This is a genomic window from Cyclobacterium lianum (assembly GCF_900143075.1).
Lineage (GTDB): Bacteria > Bacteroidota > Bacteroidia > Cytophagales > Cyclobacteriaceae > Cyclobacterium > Cyclobacterium lianum.
On record NZ_FRCY01000002.1, the window covers coordinates 47,124 to 65,144 of the forward strand.

At 45.8% G+C, this 18,021-nt stretch carries 13 protein-coding genes; 7 read left to right on the top strand and 6 right to left on the bottom strand.

Annotated features, from left to right (window positions below; all coding sequences use genetic code 11):
• Positions 1 to 65 precede the first annotated feature (65 nt).
• The 4 genes from BUB19_RS02855 to lpdA all read left to right on the top strand — a co-directional run bounded on the left by BUB19_RS02855 (position 66) and on the right by lpdA (position 7,072).
• Complete coding sequence (locus BUB19_RS02855; RefSeq protein ID WP_073091647.1) at positions 66 to 881, top strand: NAD(P)-binding domain-containing protein; 816 nt, start codon at positions 66 to 68, stop codon at positions 879 to 881.
• A gap of 281 nt (positions 882 to 1,162) precedes the next feature.
• Positions 1,163 to 3,955 carry a 2-oxoglutarate dehydrogenase E1 component gene (locus BUB19_RS02860; RefSeq protein WP_073093116.1) on the top strand — a complete coding sequence of 931 codons (2,793 nt, stop codon included), beginning with the start codon at positions 1,163 to 1,165 and terminating at the stop codon, positions 3,953 to 3,955.
• Positions 3,956 to 4,044: 89 nt separating this feature from the next.
• The gene (odhB, locus tag BUB19_RS02865; RefSeq protein ID WP_073091649.1) at positions 4,045 to 5,607 is read left to right on the top strand and encodes a 2-oxoglutarate dehydrogenase complex dihydrolipoyllysine-residue succinyltransferase; all 1,563 of its coding nucleotides are present in this window, start codon (positions 4,045 to 4,047) and stop codon (positions 5,605 to 5,607) included.
• Between the two features lie 67 nt (positions 5,608 to 5,674).
• Positions 5,675 to 7,072, top strand: coding sequence for a dihydrolipoyl dehydrogenase (gene lpdA, locus BUB19_RS02870; protein WP_073091652.1), 1,398 nt, complete (start codon positions 5,675 to 5,677; stop codon positions 7,070 to 7,072).
• 171 nt (positions 7,073 to 7,243) lie between these two features.
• On the opposite strand, the gene BUB19_RS02875 is transcribed toward lpdA, so the two are convergent.
• Positions 7,244 to 8,536, bottom strand: coding sequence for a UDP-N-acetylmuramoyl-tripeptide--D-alanyl-D-alanine ligase (locus BUB19_RS02875; RefSeq protein ID WP_073091655.1), 1,293 nt, complete (start codon positions 8,534 to 8,536; stop codon positions 7,244 to 7,246).
• 384 nt (positions 8,537 to 8,920) lie between these two features.
• On the opposite strand from BUB19_RS02875, the gene BUB19_RS02880 reads away from it, so the two are divergent.
• A complete protein-coding gene (locus tag BUB19_RS02880) occupies positions 8,921 to 11,059 on the top strand; it encodes a T9SS type A sorting domain-containing protein (RefSeq protein ID WP_073091658.1) in 2,139 nt (712 codons plus the stop codon).
• Between the two features lie 3 nt (positions 11,060 to 11,062).
• Here the strand turns inward: BUB19_RS02880 and BUB19_RS02885 are convergent, their stop codons facing one another.
• The 4 genes from BUB19_RS02885 to BUB19_RS02900 are packed head-to-tail and all read right to left on the bottom strand — an operon-like array spanning position 11,063 to position 13,619.
• Complete coding sequence (locus BUB19_RS02885; RefSeq protein WP_073091661.1) at positions 11,063 to 11,854, bottom strand: amidohydrolase; 792 nt, start codon at positions 11,852 to 11,854, stop codon at positions 11,063 to 11,065.
• A 44-nt stretch (positions 11,855 to 11,898) separates the two neighbouring features.
• Positions 11,899 to 12,447, bottom strand: a complete 549-nt coding sequence (def, locus tag BUB19_RS02890; RefSeq protein WP_073091664.1) for a peptide deformylase — start codon at positions 12,445 to 12,447, stop codon at positions 11,899 to 11,901.
• Entirely contained in the window at positions 12,444 to 12,857 is a 414-nt protein-coding gene (ruvX, locus tag BUB19_RS02895; RefSeq protein WP_073091671.1) for a Holliday junction resolvase RuvX, read from the bottom strand. The genes def and ruvX overlap by 4 nt, the downstream gene beginning before the upstream one ends.
• 3 nt (positions 12,858 to 12,860) lie before the next feature.
• Complete coding sequence (locus tag BUB19_RS02900) at positions 12,861 to 13,619, bottom strand: hemerythrin domain-containing protein (protein ID WP_073093118.1); 759 nt, start codon at positions 13,617 to 13,619, stop codon at positions 12,861 to 12,863.
• Between the two features lie 176 nt (positions 13,620 to 13,795).
• On the opposite strand from BUB19_RS02900, the gene BUB19_RS02905 reads away from it, so the two are divergent.
• Positions 13,796 to 15,427: a S41 family peptidase gene (locus tag BUB19_RS02905; RefSeq protein ID WP_073091680.1), complete on the top strand. Its 1,632-nt coding sequence runs from the start codon at positions 13,796 to 13,798 to the stop codon at positions 15,425 to 15,427.
• Between the two features lie 157 nt (positions 15,428 to 15,584).
• On the top strand, positions 15,585 to 15,983 hold the full coding sequence (locus tag BUB19_RS02910; protein ID WP_073093120.1) for a VOC family protein: 399 nt from the start codon (positions 15,585 to 15,587) through the stop codon (positions 15,981 to 15,983).
• 41 nt (positions 15,984 to 16,024) lie between these two features.
• On the opposite strand, the gene BUB19_RS02915 is transcribed toward BUB19_RS02910, so the two are convergent.
• Positions 16,025 to 17,977 carry a M1 family metallopeptidase gene (locus tag BUB19_RS02915; protein WP_073091686.1) on the bottom strand — a complete coding sequence of 651 codons (1,953 nt, stop codon included), beginning with the start codon at positions 17,975 to 17,977 and terminating at the stop codon, positions 16,025 to 16,027.
• Positions 17,978 to 18,021 lie beyond the last annotated feature (44 nt).

Genomic DNA, 18,021 nt, shown 5'->3' on the forward strand with positions numbered 1-18,021 from the left:
AGGCTTTTGCCATACTGAACACCGAATACACCTATGATTTCTCTGAAGAAACAAACGCCACAAACATGAAAATAAGCATCATTGGCCTGGGTTGGCTGGGTACTCCGCTCGCCAGGGAACTCCAGCAACAAGGACATCAGGTGAGGGGGACTAGCACCAGCAGGGAAAAGTGCGACAGCCTGAATACCGCAGGTATCTGCTGTTTTCAGTTCGTCCTAGCACCCTATCCAAAGCTACCGGTGCCGGAGGCACTCTTTGACGCAGACCTGCTGCTGATAAACATCCCACCTTCCACGAGAACAAAGCCGGCAGATTTTCACCCGAAACAGATCAATCAACTCAAAAACCTGATCACCGAACACCAAATCTCCAAAATCCTTTACGTAAGTGCCACCTCGGTATATCCCAGCGAAAACCAGCTTGCCAGGGAATCAACAGTGCTCTCGCTTGCCAATACCGGAAATCCCAGCCTGCTGAATGCAGAAAACCTGCTTTGGAAAAAAAAGGGATACGACCTGACTGTAATCAGGTTTGGCGGTCTGCTGGGCGATGACCGGATTCCGGGCAAATATTTTTCCGGCAAAGAAAATGTAGCAGGCCATCCTCCGGTAAACTACATTCACCGACGGGATGCTGTCCGTGCCGTATCCTGGATACTTGACAAAGATCTGTGGAATGAAACGTACAATATTGTAAGCCCGGAACACCCCTCAAAAAAGGAGGTTTTTGAAAAAAATGCGGCTGAATGTGGCTTTCCTCCTCCGGTAAGCTATGAAAGCCCTGCCAGACAGAAGTGGAAAAAAATCGGTACAGAAAAATGGGAAAAGACCGGTTTCCAATTCATGTATCCTGATCCTTTGGATTTTACATATCGATTGTAGCCAGACGCAACACATAACTTCGGCTACCCCGATGTATGTTACAGGCACCCGCAGATTTTTTGTTTTTAACAAATACCGTCCTGCCGAAACGATAAATCCGAATCTACTTTCTTATTTGAGTTTGACTAAAAATTATATTTTGAAATACATGTAAATACAATACTTTATATTTCCATAAATATTCACAGTCACTGATAATCAATAATATTTGTAAAACCGCATAAGCGGTTTTCATAAAATAACTTAATAAGCTAATTTTGTTTGCAGAAGATAAACACACCATGGATAAATATTCGTACATCGCCAATGCCCATGTAGCCTATATAGATGAGCTATATGATGACTACAAAAAAGACCCCGACACCATTGACAGCAGCTGGAAAGCTTTTTTTGATGGTTTTGAATTTGCCCTCAATAAATATGGTGAGGATGAAAACGGAGGTGCGGCAACAGGCGAAAAGCAGCCCGTAAACGGAAATCTGGCCACCAAGGGCACCATCATGGACATGGAGCAGTTGCCCAAGGAAATCAAGGTCAGGGCTCTGATACATGCCTACCGTTCCAGAGGGCACCTCAGGTCCAAAACCAACCCGGTGAGAGAAAGAAGGGACCGGAAAGCACTATTGGACCTGGAAGACTTCGGTTTGGAAAAGGCTGATCTGGATACGGTATTTCAGGCGGGCAATGAAATTGGGATCGGCGATGCGAAACTTTCCAAGATCATCGAATCTCTGAAAATCATCTATGAGGGATCCATGGGCTTTGAGTACCTGTATATCCGCGATCCGGAAATGCTGGACTGGTTCCGGATCAAGGTAGAAAAGGATGCCCTGGCTTTTAACCCTCCACTGGAAGACAAAAAAAGAATTCTGTCCAAGCTTAATGAGGCCGTAGTATTCGAAAACTTCCTGCATACCAAATATCTCGGTCAGAAGAGATTTTCTCTGGAAGGGGGCGAAAGTACCATTCCGTTTCTGGATTCTCTGATCAATCAGGCATCGGAGAGGGGGGTGGAAGAGGTGATGATCGGCATGGCCCACAGGGGAAGGCTGAACGTCCTGGCCAATATCATGGGAAAAACCTATGAGCAGATTTTTTCCGAATTTGAAGGCACTGCCAAGCCCGATCTTACCATGGGCGATGGTGATGTTAAGTACCATCTTGGCTTCTCTTCCGAGGTACCTGCTAACAACGGCAAATTGATGATCCTGAAACTGGCCCCCAACCCTTCACATCTGGAGGCAGTTAACCCGGTGGTGGAGGGTTTTGTCAGGGCCAAGATAGACGACCACTATGCGGGTGATGAAGACAAAATGATCCCTATCCTTATCCACGGGGATGCGGCAGTGGCAGGACAGGGAATCGTTTACGAGGTAACCCAGATGGCCAACCTGAAAGGATACTATACGGGCGGCACCATTCATTTTGTAATCAACAATCAAGTCGGTTTTACCACCGATTTTGATGATGCCAGGAGTTCAATTTACAGTACCGATGTGGCTAAGATCATTGACGCTCCGGTGATCCATGTGAATGGAGATGATCCCGAAGCCGTGGTCTATGCGGCCAAACTAGCGGTAGATTTCAGACAAAAATTCAATAAGGATATATTTGTGGACATGGTCTGTTACCGGCGGCATGGGCACAACGAATCCGATGAACCTAAATTTACCCAACCGGAATTGTACAATATCATTTCCAAGCATCCCAACCCCCGGGAAATCTACAACAAAACGTTACTCGAAAGAGGTCAGGTGGACGCAAAGCTGGCCAAGCAGATGGATAAAGAATTTCGCCAACTGCTGCAGGACCGGTTAAATCTGGTAAAGGAAAAGCCTCTGCCCTACTCTTCCAGTCCATTTGAAAAGGCCTGGAAAGCATTAGAGAGGGCCAAACCCGAAGATTTTGAAAAATCTCCTGATACCGGAGTCAGCAAGGAGGCGATTGAAAAAATTGCCGAGTCACTCACTGTACTTCCAAAAGGGTTTAAGCCAATCAAACAGATCGAAGCACAACTTAAGCAACGGAAGGAGATGTTCTTCCAGTCGCGTTCCCTGAATTGGGCTGCCGCCGAGTTGTTGGCCTACGGGTCCTTGTTGCTCGAAGGAAAGACGGTCAGGATCACTGGTCAGGATTGCCAGCGAGGTACATTCTCGCACCGGCACGCCGTCGTACACGATGCCAATACGAACAAGCCCTACAATTCATTAAAAGAGCTGAAGGACAGCAAGGGCAAATTTTACATCTACAATTCGCTGTTATCGGAATACGCCGTACTCGGATTTGAATACGGATACGCCATGGCCAATCCCAATGCGCTTACTGTTTGGGAAGCCCAGTTTGGAGATTTTGCCAATGGGGCACAGACCATGATTGACCAGTTTATCACTTCCGGAGAGTCCAAATGGCAGAAGATGAATGGACTGGTAATGTTGCTCCCTCATGGATACGAGGGACAGGGTCCGGAGCACTCCAATGCCCGACCCGAACGTTTTCTCCAACTGGCAGCAGAATACAATGTGGTAGTGGCCAATGTAACTGAACCATCAAATTTCTTTCATTTACTGCGCCGACAGCTGGCCTGGAATTTCCGTAAGCCCTGTATTGTGATGTCTCCGAAATCCCTGCTCCGCCATCCCAAAGTGATGTCCCCCCTGGAGGAATTTACCAGGGGTGGTTTCAGGGAAGTATTGACAGACACCGAGATCGATGCAAAAAAGGTGAAACGTGTGGTGCTCTGTTCGGGAAAGATCTATTATGAACTCACGGAGATGAGGGAGAAGGAAAAAGTAGAAGATGTGGCCATCATCCGGGTAGAGCAGGTTCACCCCCTACCTAAAAATCAGATCTTAAAGGCCATTGATTCCTACAGCAAGGATGTGGAAACCGTTTGGGTACAGGAAGAACCTGAAAACATGGGCTATTGGGCTTTCATGGTCAGAAACCTGTACAAAGACCTGAATATGGATGTTATTGCCAGAAAGGCCAGTGCCTCGCCTGCCACCGGCTACCACAAGGTACATGTGGCCGAACAAAAGCAGATTTTAGAGAAGGCATTAAAAATTAATTCCTAATTTTCCGATTCATAAAATATTATTTTAAAACTAATTTTAAAATTTTAAAACCGGCAGCGCTCCTAAGTCCGGAAAAAATCAATTAACCGATGAGTATAGCAATCAAAGTCCCCGCCGTAGGCGAATCCATCACTGAAGTCACTGTAGGGCAGTGGTTTAAAAACGATGGAGAATATGTAGAAATGGACGAGGTCCTTTGCGAACTTGAATCCGATAAGGCCACCTTTGAATTGACAGCCGAAGCTGCAGGTGTACTGCGCACCAAGGCTGAAGAAGGCGACACCCTGGAAATCGGCGCGGTGATTTGCGAAATTGATCCTGATGCAAAAGAGGAAGACAAACCAGAAAAACAAGCTCCTCCAAAAAAAGATGCGGATACGACGAATAAAAAAGAGCAATCCAAAAGTACTGGTGAAGTCAAGGAGATGCATGTGCCCACGGTAGGAGAATCCATCACGGAAGTGACCCTGGCTTCCTGGCTGAAAGAGGATGGTGACTTTGTTGAATTGGATGATATCATCGCAGAGGTGGATTCGGATAAAGCCACATTTGAACTGCCGGCGGAGGCCTCGGGAATTTTACGACAGGTGGCAGCCGAGGGCGAAACCCTGGAAATTGGAGGGCTAATCTGTAAAATAGAAGTGACAGACAAAGCTCCTGAAGGCCAAAAAGGTGAAAAAACCAAAGCGGAAGATTCGCAACAAGACAGCAAAAAAGGGGGGACGGAGAAAGAGAACTATGCTACGGGACATGCTTCTCCTGCTGCGGCCAAGATCCTGGCGGAAAAAGACATTGATCCCAAATCGGTAACCGGAACCGGCAAGGATGGCCGCATAACCAAAGAAGATGCGGAAAAAGCAGAAAAGCGCACTGCTCCTTCAACGCCAAAATCATCTGACACAGCCAAAGAGAAAACTCCGGAAACTGAAAGCCTTCCCGAATACAAAGGTGAACGCTCCAGCAGAAGGGAAAAAATGACTTCCCTGAGAAAAACCATTTCAAGGCGACTGGTGTCCGTCAAAAATGAAACAGCCATGTTGACTACCTTCAACGAGGTAAACATGAAACCCATTATGGACCTGCGGAAGCAATACAAAGACCAATTCAAGGAACGCTATGAAGTAAATCTGGGATTCATGTCCTTTTTTACCAAAGCGGCCTGTATGGCGCTGCAGGAATGGCCGGCTGTCAATGCGCAAATTGACGGAAACGAAATCGTGTATCACGATTTTTGCGACATTTCCATAGCGGTATCCTCACCCAAAGGGTTGGTGGTGCCGGTGATACGCAATGCGGAGCAGCTATCTTTTGCAGAAATAGAAAAAGAAGTCGTTCGTCTTGCGGTGAAAGCCAGAGATGGAAAACTCACCATCGATGAAATGACAGGCGGTACCTTCACGCTAACCAATGGAGGAATATTTGGTTCCATGATGTCTACACCCATTATCAACGCCCCTCAAGCCGCGATCCTGGGCATGCACAACATTGTAGAAAGGCCTATGGCAGTCAATGGTGAAGTAAAAATCCTGCCCATGATGTACCTGGCACTTTCCTATGACCATCGCCTTATCGACGGGCGAGAATCGGTAAGTTTTCTGGTACGCATGAAGCAATTGCTCGAAGATCCGGCAAGACTCATGCTAGGCATATAAAGTTTTATATTTGACTCCTATCCTTCGCCTGTACCCGTTTCAGGCTCCATTTAAATTTGTTTAACTTATGTATGATTTAATCGTAATTGGTTCCGGACCGGGCGGCTATGTAGCTGCCATCAGGGCTGCCCAACTGGGACTGAAAACTGCTATAATAGAAAAATACCCCAGCCTGGGAGGCACTTGCCTGAATGTAGGTTGCATTCCCTCCAAAGCCCTGCTGGATTCCTCCGAACATTTTCATAATGCTGCTCATACTTTTAAAAATCACGGAATTGACCTCAAAGATCTGAAAGTCAACTTCAAACAGATGATAAGCAGAAAACGGGAGGTGGTCAAACAAAACGTGGATGGTATACAGTACCTGATGAAAAAGAATAAAATTGATGTTCATCAGGGTCTGGGGTCCTTTAAGGATAAGGATACGGTCGTTATCCAGAAAGAAGGAAACAAAACAGAAGAAATCAAAGGAAAAAACATCATCATCGCGACAGGTTCAAAACCTGCCAACCTTCCTTTTATCAGTCTGGACAAAGAACGGATTATCACATCTACAGAAGCGCTTGAGCTTAAGGAAGTGCCCAAGCACCTTGTCATCATCGGGGGAGGAATCATTGGACTTGAACTGGGTTCTGTATATGCCCGGTTAGGGGCCAAGGTTTCGGTAGTAGAGTACATGGACAGCATCATACCGACCATGGACAAAACCATGGGCAAAGAACTCCAGAAATCGTTGAAAAAGCTGGGTATGGAATTTTACCTCAGCCATAAAGTCACCGGGGTAGAAAGAAAAGGTAAAGAAGTAACGGTATCTGCCCAGAATGGTAAAGAAGAAAAAATAAACGTCAAAGGAGACTATGTACTCGTATCAATAGGCCGGCGCCCATATACAGAGGGACTGAATGCAGAGGCCGCAGGAGTGAAAATCAACGATAATGGTCAGATAGAGGTGGACGAACACCTGAAGACCAATGTAGACCACATATATGCGATTGGAGATGTAGTTAAGGGCGTAATGCTCGCGCACAAAGCCGAGGAGGAAGGCGTAATGGTGGCAGAACAAATAGCCGGTCAGAAACCTCACATCAATTATCTCCTGATCCCTGGAGTAGTGTACACCTGGCCCGAGGTGGCTTCAGTGGGATATACCGAAGAGCAGTTGAAGGAAAAGGGAATAAAATACAAAACAGGCAAGTTCCCCTTTATGGCTTCTGGCCGCGCAAGAGCCAGTGGCGATACCGATGGTTTGGTAAAAGTATTGGCAGACTCCAGCACGGATGAGATCCTGGGGGTGCATATGATTGGCCCGAGAACGGCAGATATGATTGCGGAAGCTGTGGTAGCGATGGAGTACCGGGCCTCAGCGGAAGATATTGCGAGAATGTCTCATGCCCATCCGACCTATACAGAAGTTTTTAAGGAAGCCTGCCTTGCAGCAACAGAAAACAGGGCCCTGCACCTCTAAGCTGCCGGGAGCAACAATCAATTTAAACCCAGACCGCCGCTAAGCCGGCGGTCTTTTTATTGGGCACCCTCCAATACTTTACACTTGAAAACGATACCCCCGATGGTATTTCTGGAAAAGTCCGGCAGGGCACCAACACCTGCATAAACCCTCTGGTGGAGAAGTCCAGGCTTAGATAAAGTCAACCAGGGATTCCAATTTCATCCCTCTACTCCCCTTGATCAAAATCTGATACTCTTCCAGGGCCGAATCTTTCAGCCAGTTTCTGAAAGAAAGCGGATCCGGAAAGTACAAGGCACCTGGCACTTTGGTCAACGCATGCTGGGTCAATTTGCCTGTCAGGCAGATTTTATCCAGACTCATCCCCTGCAATTGTTCTCCCATCTTTTCGTGCGCAGAAATGGTATGCTCGCCCAGCTCCAGCATATCGCCGACTATTACCATTTTATGCTTCCTTTTATCGAGCCGGTCAAAGGCCTTCAATGCCTGTTCCATGCTGGAGGGATTGGCATTGTATGCATCGAGAACGATCAGGTTGCTGCGTTTCTCAATAATCTGTGAGCGCATATCTGAGGGAGTATAGGCGGCGGCCGCCCTTGCAGCCGCCTCCAATGGTACCCCAAAATATTTTCCCACGCAAATTGCCGCCGCAATATTGTCAAAGTTGTACTCACCTATAAGTTGGGAGGTATGCCGGCCTGCTACGCCCTCAACACTGAAAATCACGAATGGATCAGCACCAAGAAAGGTCACCGGACAAAAATCGCCAGCACCAGGAAACAACACAGGTGTTTCAAACCTTTGCTTCATGTTTGTAAATACCGGTTGGTTTGTGTTCAAAAATACCTGACCACCGGTCTCCCGCAAAAATTGGAAAAGTTCCGTCTTGGTTTTCAATACTCCTTCCGGACCTCCCATTCCCTCCAGATGTGCCTGCCCGATATTGGTGATCAGACCATGGGTAGGTAAGGCAATATGGCTAAGTTCGGCGATATCTCCCTGCTTATTGGCTCCCATTTCAATAATGGCGATTTCTGTATCCCTGGTGATTCCCAACAATGTCAGGGGCACTCCAATATGGTTATTGAGATTGCCCGCAGTAGCATGAACCTTGAATTTTCTGGACAATATGCGCTGGATCAATTCCTTGGTAGTCGTTTTGCCATTAGAGCCCGTAAGCCCAATCACCGGCAGCTCAAACTGTTTTCTGTGAAAGGTTGCCAGGTCTTGCAGGGCTTTCAGTGCGTCGTTTACAAGTGCATAGCGATCACCTGCCACTATATCAGGGTCGTCAACCACTACCCTGCTGGCCCCTTGCTCCAATGCTCTAGATGCATACTGGTTACCGTCGAAATTGGGCCCTTTGAGCGCAAAAAACAGATCACCTTTTTGAAGTTTTCGGGTATCCGTACTTACTCTGCCGGCTGACAAAAAATAGTCGTACAACGTTTCGATTTTTTCCATAGTAAGAATGCTTACCTTGATGCTTAATGAATCCGGGACAATCAATCCCGAACAAAAGTAACATTTTATAGTACCAATTGATATGGCTGCAGTTGAAAAATAGCATTCTGAACGCGCCTCAGAAACTTTTTCAGAAATTGCGATGTGATAATATGGGAGACTACGTTTACAAAAAGTAACCGGGCTGATATCGGAAATGCGCTGTCTCCGCAAAGATGGGGGTGGCAGCGCATAAAATGAAAATATCAGGCAGGATAGGATGGCACTTTTCGTTCTCTGTTCCAGACCATTCAAAAAAGAAAAGATAAGAAGCTGTATCAGCAGGACATTAGGGAATTTTAAGCTTTATTTACAATCAGGTAACAGCAATAAATTGAAAACAATATGCATTTCCGCCTTGGTATCGCTCTGATATGGTTCAGCCTGTTACAAACCCAGGCCCAACAAATCTACCAGTTTGAAACGAATATACGCTCGGTATCTTTTCCCCTGGAAAACGAACTTAAAATGCCCTTTGCCGGCGGTATCAATGCGGCACAGTTGCAGGAAATGGATTTGAACGGAGATGGAAGTGAGGAGCTGGTAATATGGGACATCAATGCCGGGATGATTCGGGCTTTCAGAAAAACCCGGGATGGGTTCCTCCCAATCCCGGAGGCAGCTTTTTACTTTCCGGAGGATGTGAATGCTTTTTTGATCCTCAAAGACTTTGATGGGGATGGTAGAAAAGACCTTTTTACGGGGTCTCCCTTTGGCATCAAAGCCTACCAAAACAAAACTGATCCAGCGGGGGGACCCTTTCCCCATTGGGAGGTGGCTCAGGAATTCTTACGTTTGGACAACGGAGCCAACCTTACCAGCAATATATTGGATATTCCACTGATCGAAGATCTGGATGGGGACGGAGATTTGGATATTCTTACCTTCAATTTTGCTTCTGGTGACTATCTTGAATTTTTCAAAAATACAAGCGTTGATAGAAAAAATCAGGCAGACATAGACGGTTTTGCCTCGGCTAACGTACGCTGGGGTAGGTTTGAGTTTTGCGGTTGTGGAAATATCAGCTTTGGCACTACTTGCAGCGGCCTGCCCATAACAGCTAATCTGCAGGAGGATAAACAGTTGAGAGTCCAGCATTCCGGCGGCCATTCCCTCCTGTACCGGGACTTAAACAATGACGGTATCAGAGATTTGCTTATCGGGCAGGACCTCTGTGAATCCCTCTATTACCTACCCAACAGTGGCACTGATCTGGAACCTGTCTTTGAGACATTTGCAACATCTCTGCCCGAATATGGCGCATTGCCAAACTTCCCAATTTTCCATTCGCCCTTCCTGCTGGGCGAAAACCTCCTGATATCAAGCCATTCTTCAGAAATTTCCGCCAATACGGGAATAAATTTTGCCAACAGCCTGTACCTATTGTCACCTGAGGCAGACGACAGTCCGCTGACAACAGCATTTTTGCAGGAAGATATGCTTGATTTCGGTGAAAATTCCCGTCCGTACTATAGCGGAAACAGCCTGCAGGGAAACCTTTATGTCGCTGCAAATGTGACCGAGGAAAAGGAGGTAAAGGGTAAAATATTTAAATTTGGTCTCAAAGGGGATCGCCTCCAATTGCAAGATGCTGATTTTTTAGGTCTTTCAGGCACCGGCTTACGCGAAGTGAGTTATCAGGAATACAGCTCTGCCAGTAAGCAAACCTACCATGTATTGACAGGAGAGCAGGTCCGGAATAATATTCCTGAGAAGATCATGTGGTTAAGCCCTCTTGCCTCTCCGCAGGAGGATATACCATTTGCGATCCCCTCATTTAACCTCCGGGGTCTGGATCAGATCTTTTTATTTCACGATACCATTACCGATTACTTATTGCTCGCCCGGCAAACCGGAGAATTGGTGTTGTTTTCCATTGATCTGTCCGGACAGCCTCAGGTAGAAATACTTGAACGGGATTTTTTGGGTTTTTCCGATAATCCCGTCAATAGAAACCTTTCTGTTACCGTCAGCTCGGGAGAAAGGCCATATTTGATGGCTGTGGACCAGCGGGGTATCATTTTTTCAGCCAGAAACTTTTTGACCGACCCTGTGGTAAGCAGGGTCGGTGTGCGTACGCCGGCAGGAGATTTCGCTCAAACGAGATTTGGCAGAAATACCTGGCTCTCTTTCGTTCCGGGCTTCCTGGATAAGAAACCTGATCTGATCGTCGGTGGCAGGGCTGGCGGGCTGGAATATCTGACCTGGGTAGCCGGCGATAACGACGGTATGGAAAGGGGACTGGAAACGCTGGTATTCCCGAACCCAAGCAGGGGAGAAAATATCAATTTGATTGTGAATCAGGAAGAAGTCACCCTCAATATCTATGCGGCAAGCGGCAAGCTGATCCTGGGGGGGTTGCTACTTGATGCTGAGGACCAGAACGAAATCAACCTGTTGGGAGTAGCTCCCGGGCTGTACATCTTGGAATTTACGGGGAAAAACCGGGAACGGCGTTACGATAAATTATGGGTGAATCACTGATCTTCACTTCACTTCAAAGCGATCAGCATCCTTCCAGGCCGGAAATTTTTCCCGGTAAGCTTTTAGAGCTGCTTTGTCCAGATCGACCAGAATGACGCGCTCTTTTTCTCCGCCCGAATTCAGACATTTCCCCTTAAAATCATAGGCTGCCGAATGTCCTGAATAGGTTACCCCGTTACCGTCCTCACCTATTCTGTTTACGCCTATGCAGTAGGCCAGGTTTTCTACTGCTCTGGCCTGCAGCAAAATATCCCAGGCTGATACTCGGGGTGCCGGCCAGGAAGCTACATAAAATATCAGGTCGTAGTCCATTTCTCCCCCGCCGGATGCCCTGTTGCGCGACCAGACAGGAAACCTGAGATCATAACATACCTGGGGTCTGATCTTCCAGCCTTTGTATTCGAATACCTGGTTGCTTTGTCCCATATCATAGTGGTGGTCTTCCTCCGCCATTCTAAAGAGATGGCGCTTGTCATAGTGAAGCAATTGCCCGTCAGGTGTAGCCCAGAGCAACCGGTTGAAGTATTTACCTCCATCTTTGATCATGACGCTGCCGGTGATGACGGATCCCATCTGAGCTGCCATTTGCAGCATCCATTTGGAACTGTGCAGATTCATGGGCTCGGCCAGTCTCAGGGTATTCATAGAAAAGCCTGTGGTAAACATCTCGGGCAGGATGATGATGTCAGCCTGAGCCTCCATGGCCCATAGCTCCTCTTCAAATCTGGCCAGATTTGCCGCAGCATCTTCCCAATAGAGATCAAACTGAAATAAGGCTAAGCGGAGATTCTCCAAAACAAATATATTTTAATCGTGTACGGGATATTTGAGCGACTAGATCAGGGATATACCATGCGGTAATCTGTAGGCACCTTGCCTTTACTGATATCCAGCAACTTGCCTTTTACCATACGCCTTTTGAGTCCCTTCAGATAATCGATAAAAAGTATTCCTTCCAGATGGTCATATTCATGCTGAATTACCCTGGCTGTCATGCCGGAAAATTCCTCCTCCCGGAGGTTCCAGTTTTCGTCAAAATATTCTATGGTCAATTTTCCAGGACGTGTAATCTCCGCCCTGACGTCAGGAATGCTCAGGCAACCTTCTTCAAAAACATAATGATCACCATATTCATCCAGAATTATCGGATTGATGAAAGCTTTCCTTACACCTTTTTCCTGATCCTCCTCTTCCAACATCAGATTGCTATCGATAACAAATAAACGAATTCCTTTGTTGATCTGAGGTGCCGCCAGGCCGACTCCGTTGGCATTTCCCATGGTATCAAACATGTCCCCTATCAGGCTTTTTATATCTTCGCCCTCCTGGATTTCTGTTGCTTCCTTTTTTAGAATATTGTTACCGTATGCTACTATAGGGTATATCATTTTCTTTCCAAATAAGTTTGTAAGATGATGGCAGCACTAATCTTGTCCAGATTACCCGCTTTTTCTCTTCTATCTTTCTTTTTACTCCCCATATCGATCATCGACTGCATGGCCATTTTTGAGGTAAAGCGCTCATCCACCAGTAAAATATTTTTGTCGGGAAAAAGCTTTTTCAATTTCTTTTCCAGCGCCAAAACAGGCTGTGTCATCTGGGTAGAATTACCATCCAATGCTCTCGGGAGACCAATAACGATCTCTGTAACATTTTCCCGGCTCTGGTAATTTTCAAGATAGGCTAACAAATTATGCGTCGGGATAGTTTCCAGGGGATTGGCCAGAATACCCAAAGGATCGGTCACGGCCAGGCCCGTACGTTTTGTTCCCAGATCTATGGCCAGAATCCTACCCATAGATCAGTTTTTTTTGATTTGCAGGAGAATCTTTCGTTTTACTTCCTTTTCTAACTCAATTGCTTTAGGAAACAACAGGTCATTTTCGATTTTAGCATGCACAACAAGCTCCTTCTCCAGCTGCTGCAGTTCATAAAAAAGTATTCTCATGGCCACGGGTGCAGTATCAGGAATGTGGTAATCATTCGTTAACTTTCTGATACCTTGCATTTCATCATCATGCGCTTCGTGTTCTGCTGCCATCTGGCTGACCGGGGGCAGGGAAAAAACTTTTATGGTTTGAACCAGTGGCATAGCACCTCTATCGAAATCCTGCAGGACACCCACCCGGCTAAAAAGTGTATTTTCCTCTTCGTGGATATGGTGGATAAAATCATCGACAAAAAGGGGAAACATCAGGCGGAGATCTGTCATCAGACTTTTGTAAGATGGGCCTAATTCAATGCCCTCCACCATGCTTGAAAGAAAGGGAAGCGCCTGCCTGACAAAATAGCGGTGCTTTTTTTTCAGGTAACTTACCATTACCTCTATAGGATGCAGGTAAAGTTCCTCCCTGGTCGGTTCCCTTCTGTTGGCCCACTGTTCGAGTTCAGAAATTACCTGCTCAGGGTTAACTTTGTATTGCAGGCAAACATCTTCCAGAGAGTGCTGTTCGTGTCGGAAAAAACTTATCCCAAAATAATGTAGTACTTCTGCCAGCGTATAATTTTCGCACACAAGTTCTGCAATTGATTTTTTATGTTTGTTTTCAGACGACAGCATTGATACAAAAATAAAATAAAATTCCTTAAAAAAGGCCACCATTCAGCACCGAATTTATTTTAATTGCGTTTATTTAAACGAAATGCCTTTCATACATGTTTAATTGTAAATCTGATTTAAATCGACTAAATTGGAAGATGGCATGATGTTGCGATTTAATTTAAAACAGGAATAACGTGAGTACAGAGAAAAACACCAAAGCACAAATCAGACTTCCCTTATTTCTCGCCCTGGGAATCTCTGCCGGAATCTGGATCGGTGCTACCTTTGCAGAGCCAAAAACAGATCGGAATGATTTAAAATCCGCTATTTATAAGCTTCAGGAAATCATCACCTATATCAACAGAGATTATGTGGACAGTGTAGACACCAATGAACTGGTTGAGTTTGGTATAGAAAAAATGCTGGGCAAGCTGGATCCGCATTCCAGCTATATCCCTGCGGAAGATGCCGCTCTTGCAAAGTCACAGCTAGAGGGTGAATTCGATGGTATCGGTATAGAGTTTGGCATTTTGAGGGACACCATTTACGTGGTCTCTCCGCTGACCGGCGGCCCCTCAGAAAAAATCGGTCTGCTTCCCGGTGATCAGATCATTAAGGTAGATGGAGAAACGGTAGCCGGTACGGGAGTCACGAACAGGGATGTTTTTGATCTGCTGAGGGGACCCAAGGGAAGCGAAGTTCAAATCGGTATCAAAAGAAAAAACGAAGAAGATCTGCTGGATTTTAATATCACCAGAGATAAAATACCTCAATACAGCGTCAATGCCTCTTACATGATTGATAACAGTACCGGGTACATTAAAATAACCAGATTTGCTGCCAATACCCACGAGGAATTCAGGTCGGCTTTGCAGGAACTCAAAGGTGAGGGTATGGACCGTTTGATTCTGGACCTGCAAGGTAATCCTGGCGGATATATGGGAGCGGCAATCAACATTGCAGATGAAATACTCAAAGACAATGCGGTAATCGTGTCCCAGGAAGGAAAATTAAAAAGATACAGCCAGAAAGCAAGGGCAGTCCGGCCGGGTTCTTTTGAAGAGGGCTCTGTGTTGGTATTGGTCAATGAAGGCAGTGCTTCTGCCTCCGAGATTGTTGCCGGAGCAGTACAGGACAACGACAGGGGCCTTATAGTCGGAAGAAGGTCATTTGGTAAAGGTTTGGTGCAAATGCCCATAGATCTCTCAGACGGGGCAGAACTACGACTAACCATTGCCCGGTATTTTACGCCTTCCGGAAGGTCCATACAAAAACCCTATGGTGAGGGAGAAGAAGAATATGCCATGGATTATTTTAACCGCATGGAACATGGTGAGTTTTTTAGTGCAGACAGCATAGACTTTAACGACAGCCTGAAATATGAAACCGTAAAAGGAAGAACTGTATACGGTGGAGGTGGTATAATGCCTGATTACTTTGTCCCCCTGGACACAAGCATGACCAGTTCGTATGTCAACAGACTCTTCAGCTCAGAGTCCTGGAGGGAATTTATTTTAGACTATGTTGATCAAAACAAGAAGAAATTTGAGGACATGGCTTTCAATGAGTTTTACAATGACTTTGAAGTATCCGACAAAATGCTCAGCAAGCTGGTAGAAACAGGTGAAAAGTACGAAGTAAAGTTTAATGAAAAAGACTTCAATAAATCCAAAACCTACCTTAAAGTGTTGCTAAAAGCGCATATTGCAAGAAATCTCTTTGATGACAATGCTTTTTATAAAGTGATCAATGAGATCAATGAAATCTACCAGCAGGCGCTTAAGCTGGTAGATAATGCCGATGCACTGGCATTTTTCGAAGAATAATCATCAGTCCGCTATAAAAAAGGCCTGGAATATATTTCCTGGCCTTTTTTATTGTATAAATTTCGCAAAAAACGACCATGCAATGCAACAAAAACCCAAAAACAGTAAGATTTTATTTACTTCAGTTATCACCCTTTTTCTCATAATTACTGCGTCTATGAGTGGATATAGCCAAACCAAGATTAACCATTTTGCCGTGTATGCCAAGGATCTGAAAGAAAGCAGCCGCTTTTATGAAGATGTCTTAGGCTTAAAAACCATTGAGGAGCCCTTTAAAGACGGGCTGCATGCCTGGTACGACATTGGTTTTGGTCTTTCCATGCACCTGATAGAAAGAGAAAAGCCCTGGAAAGAACCCTTGATAGATAAAACCAATCACCTTTGTTTTAGTGTCAAAGACCTGGATGCCTTTATCAAAAAATTAGACAGTTATGATATCCCTTTTGAGGATGCTGCAGACAATAAAGGCAAAATCAATATCAGGCCCGATGGCATCAGGCAGATCTATATCCAGGATCCCAACGGATATTGGATCGAAATCAATGATGAATATTGAGTCAAGTAAAAAGGTGGCCTCTGGACCACCTTTTTTTAATTTCACTCATATATCTTATTAGGCCATTTGTCATTGGCAATATTAATATCCGGAAGGATTTTTTCCGGGTCAATTTCTACGCCGGTCAATACCTTATCTGAGCGGTGCTGGTAGTTCCATCTGTCGCCCCTCTGCCAGATCTCTACGGGTAACATTACAGTTTCCCGACTTCCGTCCTCATAGATAAGCCCCAACTTTACCGGCATGGGCACACCACCTTTATTGGACAATATGATAACCTGATCATCTCCGTATGGCACCACGTTCTCAATTGCCAAATCGATATTATCCGTTCCGTAAAACCAGGATTTCCAGAACCAGGACAAATTCTCCCCTGCGACGTTTTCCATGATATTAAAGAAGTCATTCGGTTGGGGATGTTTGTAAGCCCAGGAATTGATGTAAGCTTTGAAGGCATTATCGAAACGTTCTGCTCCGAGAATGTACTCCCTGAGCATCAACAAACCCATGGCGGGCTTCATGTAGGCAATCATACCCAGATTAGAGGTGTTGGCTACATCCGGGTAGGTATCTATTCCCTCCCTATCCGGATTGGTGAGCCAGTTGACATACCTGCGTGTTTGGTCCAGGTTTGATCCATACTCTCCCTCATTAAATGCCTCTGAGCTGTAGTGATTGATAAAAGTATTGAATCCTTCGTCCATCCAGGCATACCGCCTCTCGTTTGTCCCTACAATCATGGGGAACCAGTTGTGACCAAACTCGTGATCCGTTACTCCCCAGAGAGAACTACCCTTACTATTGTAACTACAAAAATTCAATCCCGGATACTCCATCCCATTGATATCTGCAGCCACATTGACGGCTACCGGATAGGGGTATACGTACCATTTGCTGGAGTAGTGCTCGATGGATGCCTTGCTGTACTCCGTGGATCTTCCCCAGGCCTCTGTACCATCACTTTCTCTGGGATAAACAGACTGTGCCATCGCCGTCCTGCCCTCCGGCAACTGTATTCTGGCGGCATCCCAGATAAATGCGCTGGATGAAGCAAAGGCCACATCTCTCGCATTCTCTATTTTAAAATGCCAGGTAATATTGCCCTCCTGCCTGGGTCGGGTCAGTTCTGGCTGAGTTATTTCATCGGGCCTCACCAGGTAAACGGTACTGTCACTTTGAGATGCCCGTTCCATCCTGTCCAGCAATTCCTCATTAAGTACATTCTTAGGGTTTTGCAGTGCTCCGGAGCCTACCACAATGTGGTCATAGGGTACAGTTACCTTGTAATCAAAGTCGCCATACTCCAGGTAAAATTCACCAGCACCCAGATAGGGCTCAATATTCCAGCCAACTACGTCATCAAACACAGCGACTCTGGGATACCACTGAGCCAGCGCATAGATGGTACCATCCTGGACTTGCAGCCTTCCCATTCGGTCCATTCCTTTTTCCGGGATTTTAAATTCAAAGTTCATGCTTATTTTTGCCACTCCTCCTTTGGCCGGAAGGGGCTCGTCAAAAAATACCTGCATTCTGGTGTCTGTAATCAGGTATCGGGTAGAAGGCTTACTTCCCCGCTTGTCCAGGAGGGAAGAAACCTGACTTATCGCATATCCTCCATCGATATCCCCCGAATACCTGTTTCCCTGGATGGGGGTGGTAAGCGTCCCCCTGGAATCGGATTTAAACCTGTTTTGCTCCAGGTGCAGCCAGATAAAAGGCAGACTCTCAGGACTATTGTTGGTATAGGTAATTTCAATGTTTCCGGCGATCGTGTGGTCATTTTCATTTAGTGTCACCTCAATCTGGTAGTCAGCTTCATTCTGCCAATACTCCGGACCGGGGGTTCCCGATGCAGCCCGATATACATTCCCTTGCCGGTATGTAAAATCATTAAAATCGTCCTGATTGTTTTCTGTTACCTGGGCTAGCAGCCAATTTGTGGAAAATAACAGGGCCAGTGTCAATAATGCTACTCTGCGTATATGTATCATATATTTCAATTTATTTCTGTGTGAACATTTTAACTCTGATTAGG